Source organism: Stenotrophomonas sp. HMWF003, from assembly GCF_003061285.1.
Classification (GTDB): Bacteria; Pseudomonadota; Gammaproteobacteria; order Xanthomonadales; family Xanthomonadaceae; genus Stenotrophomonas; species Stenotrophomonas maltophilia_AP.
The window spans coordinates 28,221-31,533 of sequence record NZ_QAIW01000376.1; the positions used below are offsets into that span (position 1 = coordinate 28,221).

At 69.8% G+C, this 3,313-nt stretch carries 3 protein-coding genes and 1 other RNA gene; 3 read left to right on the top strand and 1 reads right to left on the bottom strand.

All coding sequences use genetic code 11. The annotated features are described in order from the left end of the window. Together DBR34_RS23405 and rnpB are read left to right on the top strand one after the other, a co-directional pair. Positions 1–480 (top strand): NRDE family protein (locus DBR34_RS23405; protein WP_258223998.1); only part of this gene is annotated, 480 nt, incomplete at its 5' end. A gap of 29 nt (positions 481–509) precedes the next feature. After that, an RNA gene (rnpB, locus tag DBR34_RS15910) (RNase P RNA component class A) lies at positions 510–860 on the top strand. A gap of 915 nt (positions 861–1,775) precedes the next feature. Here rnpB and rsmI read toward each other — a convergent pair. Next, positions 1,776–2,597 (bottom strand): 16S rRNA (cytidine(1402)-2'-O)-methyltransferase, encoded by an 822-nt coding sequence (gene rsmI / locus DBR34_RS15915; protein WP_128097518.1) that lies wholly within the window; start codon positions 2,595–2,597, stop codon positions 1,776–1,778. Between the two features lie 80 nt (positions 2,598–2,677). On the opposite strand from rsmI, the gene DBR34_RS23410 reads away from it, so the two are divergent. Continuing rightward, positions 2,678–3,313, top strand: a 636-nt coding sequence (locus DBR34_RS23410; protein WP_258223999.1) for a penicillin-binding protein activator, incomplete at its 3' end; no start/stop codon positions are given.

Consider the following 3,313-nt stretch of genomic DNA (forward strand, 5'->3'; position numbering starts at 1 on the left):
GCCCCGTTCAACCTGCTGCTGGCCGACCGCGACAGCTGCCAGTTCCTGGGCAACCACCCGGCCGGCCGGCAGGCGCTAGCACCGGGCGTGCACGGGATGTCCAACGGGCCGCTGGATGCACCATGGCCGAAGACCGTGCGCCTGAACGCCGCGGTGCAGGCCTGGATCGCCAGCGGCAGCGACGACCTCAGCCCGCTGTGGCGGGCGCTGGCCGATGAAACCCGTGCAGACGACAGTGCCCTGCCCGACACCGGCATCGGCCTGGCGCGCGAGCGCTGGTTGAGCGCGGCCTTCATCCGCAGCCCCGAGTACGGCACCCGCGCCAGCACGCTGATCGCCTTGGATGCCAACGGCGAAGGCTTCATCCACGAGCGGCGGTTCGGGCCGGACGGTGGTTGCATCGGCGAGACCCGGCTGGCGGTCGGCGCCGGGGAAGCGCCGGCATTGGCAGCGGCCGTGTCGCCTGCGGCGCCCCTGTAACCCGGCGGATGTGCGAAAATGCGCGCGGCGGAGTCGGCCAGACAGTCGCGTCATCCCTTGCGGATGCCGAGGAAAGTCCGGGCTCCATAGGGCAAGGTGCCAGGTAACGCCTGGGCGGCGCGAGCCGACGGAAAGTGCAACAGAAAGATACCGCCTACGTTTCCTTCGGGAAGCCGGTAAGGGTGAAATGGTGCGGTAAGAGCGCACCGCGAGTCTGGCAACAGACCGGCACGGCAAACCCCACCTGGAGCAAGACCAAATAGGGACCTAATGGCGTGGCCCGCGTCGGGTCCGGGTAGGTTGCTTGAGCGCTGCGGTGACGTAGCGCCTAGAGGAATGACTGTCCACGACAAAACCCGGCTTATCGGCCGGCTCCGCCGCTTTTTTCGTCATGACGAAAAAAGCCCCAGGGTTTGCAACGCAAACCTTGGGCCCCGGGCCACCAGCGCCCAATTCCCCGCGGCTGTCGCCGCGCCCCCTTTACCAAAGGGGGCTGTGCCTCCAGACGGTGGCATGGGCCGTAGTCAACCTGCACATCCGGTAGAGCCACCCCGTGGGTGGCTGCCGTTCGTTCGGCATCGCATGCAGCCACCCGTGGGCGCATGCCAGCCACCCATGGGGTGGCTCTACCGTGCCTCCACGGTGGGCGCGGGCTGCATTCAACCTGCACATCCGGTAGAGCCACCCCATGGGTGGCTGCCGTTCGTTCGGCATCGCATGCCAGCCACCCGTGGGGTGGCTCTACCGTGTCACAAGACGGTGGGCGGGGGCTGTAGTCAACCTGCACATCCGGTAGAGCCACCCCGTGGGTGGCTGACGTTCGTTCGGCATCGCGTGCAGCCACCCGTGGGCGCGTGCCAGCCACCCGTGGGGTGGCTCTACCGTGTCACAAGACGGTGGGCGCGGGCCGGATTCAACCTGCACATCCGGTAGAGCCACCCCGTGGGTGGCTGCCGTTCGTTCGGCCTCGCGTGCCAGCCACCCGTGGGCGCATGCCAGCCACCCATGGGGTGGCTCTACCGTGCCTCCACGGTGGGCGCTGGGCTGGATTCAACCTGCACATCCGGTAGAGCCACCCCGTGGGTGGCTCCCGTTCGTTCGGCATCGCGTGCAGCCACCCGTGGGCGCATGCCAGCCACCCATGGGGTGGCTCTACCGTGCCTCCACGGTGGGCGCGGGCTGGATTCGACCTGCACATCCGGTAGAGCCACCCCGTGGGTGGCTGCCGTTCGTTCGGCATCGCGTGCAGCCACCCGTGGGCGCATGCCAGCCACCCGTGGGGTGGCTCTACCCTGTCAGGTGCCGTAGAGGGCCTTGCGGGGGGCGCCGGTCAGTTCGGCGGCCAGTTTGGCTGCCGTGGACGGCGGGAGGTGCTCGCTGAGCTTGGCGTACATGCGGCGGCCGGCTGCCAGCTGGGCCTGCTCGTCGTCGGCGGCGCCCTGCACCATCACCACGAACTCGCCCTTGCGCTGGTTGTCGTCGGCTTCCACCTGCTGCAGCAGCGAGGCCAGGGTGCCATCCAGCACGGTCTCGAACAGCTTGGTCAGTTCGCGGGCCAGCACCGCCGGGCGCTCGGCGCCGAAGGTGGTCACCATGTCGGCCAGCGATTCGGTGATGCGGTGCGAGGATTCGTAGAACACCAGCGTGCGGGTTTCCGCCGCCAGGCCCTGCAGCCGCTCGCGGCGGCCCGAGCCCTTGGCCGGCAGGAACCCTTCGAAGGTGAAGCGGTCGCTGGGCAGCCCGGCCACGCTCAACGCGGCGATCGCCGCGCAGGCACCCGGCACCGGGCTGACCCGGATGCCTGCCTCGCGGGCGGCGCGCACCAGCCGGTAGCCCGGGTCGCTGACCAGCGGAGTGCCGGCGTCGCTCACCAGCGCCAGTGACTCGCCGGCCTGCAGCCGCGCCACGATGCGCTGCGCCATGGCCTCTTCATTGTGGTCGTGCAGCGCGACCAGCGGCTGCTGGATACCGAAGTGGGCCAGCAACTGGCCGCTGCGACGGGTGTCCTCGGCACAGATCGCGGCCACCGAGCGCAGCACGTCCTGCGCCCGCGGCGTCAGGTCGGCCAGGTTGCCGATCGGGGTGGCAACGACATACAGCGTGGGGACAGCACTCATCGCAACGTCACTCATGGGTCAAGGGTAGAATCGTACCGTTCCCCGGCCCTGGCCGCTGCCCCCATCGAATGGACCTGATCATGAACAAGCCCGTCGCACGGATCTCCGCCCTGTCGTTGTCGCTGCTGCTGCTTGCCGGCTGCGCCACGACGAGCCTGACCAGCGCGCCCGAATCGCCGGCCCAGGCCCAGGCGCTGGCATTGATCGATCAAGGCAAGCCACGCGATGCGGCCGTGCAGCTGGAAGCGCTGGCCAACACGCTCAAGGGCGGCGCGCGTGCCGGTGCACTGGCCGATGCCGCGTTTGCCTGGCACGAAGCCGGCGACAACGTCCGCGCGCGCAGCCTGCTGGCCCAGATCACCCCGCGCCAGCTCAACGGCGCCAGCCTGCAGCGCTACCACCTCACCAGTGCCGAACTGGCCCTGGCCGACAAGCAGCCGGCGCAGGCGCTGGCCCTGCTCAAGGAATCGTCGGACACCATCGCCCCGCAGCTGCGCACCCGCTGGCAGCTGGCCCGTGCCAACGCGCTGCAGGCCACCGGCGACATCATCGGCGCCGCGCAGGAACGCGCCCGCGCGCACGCCGCGCTCACCGGCCAGGCCCGCATTGAAAACCAGCAGGCCATCGCCGGCCTGCTCGGCACGCTCGACGATGCCACCCTGCGCGCCCGCGCCGCCGCGCTGCCGGCCAACGAGCCGCTGTACAACTTCGCCGGC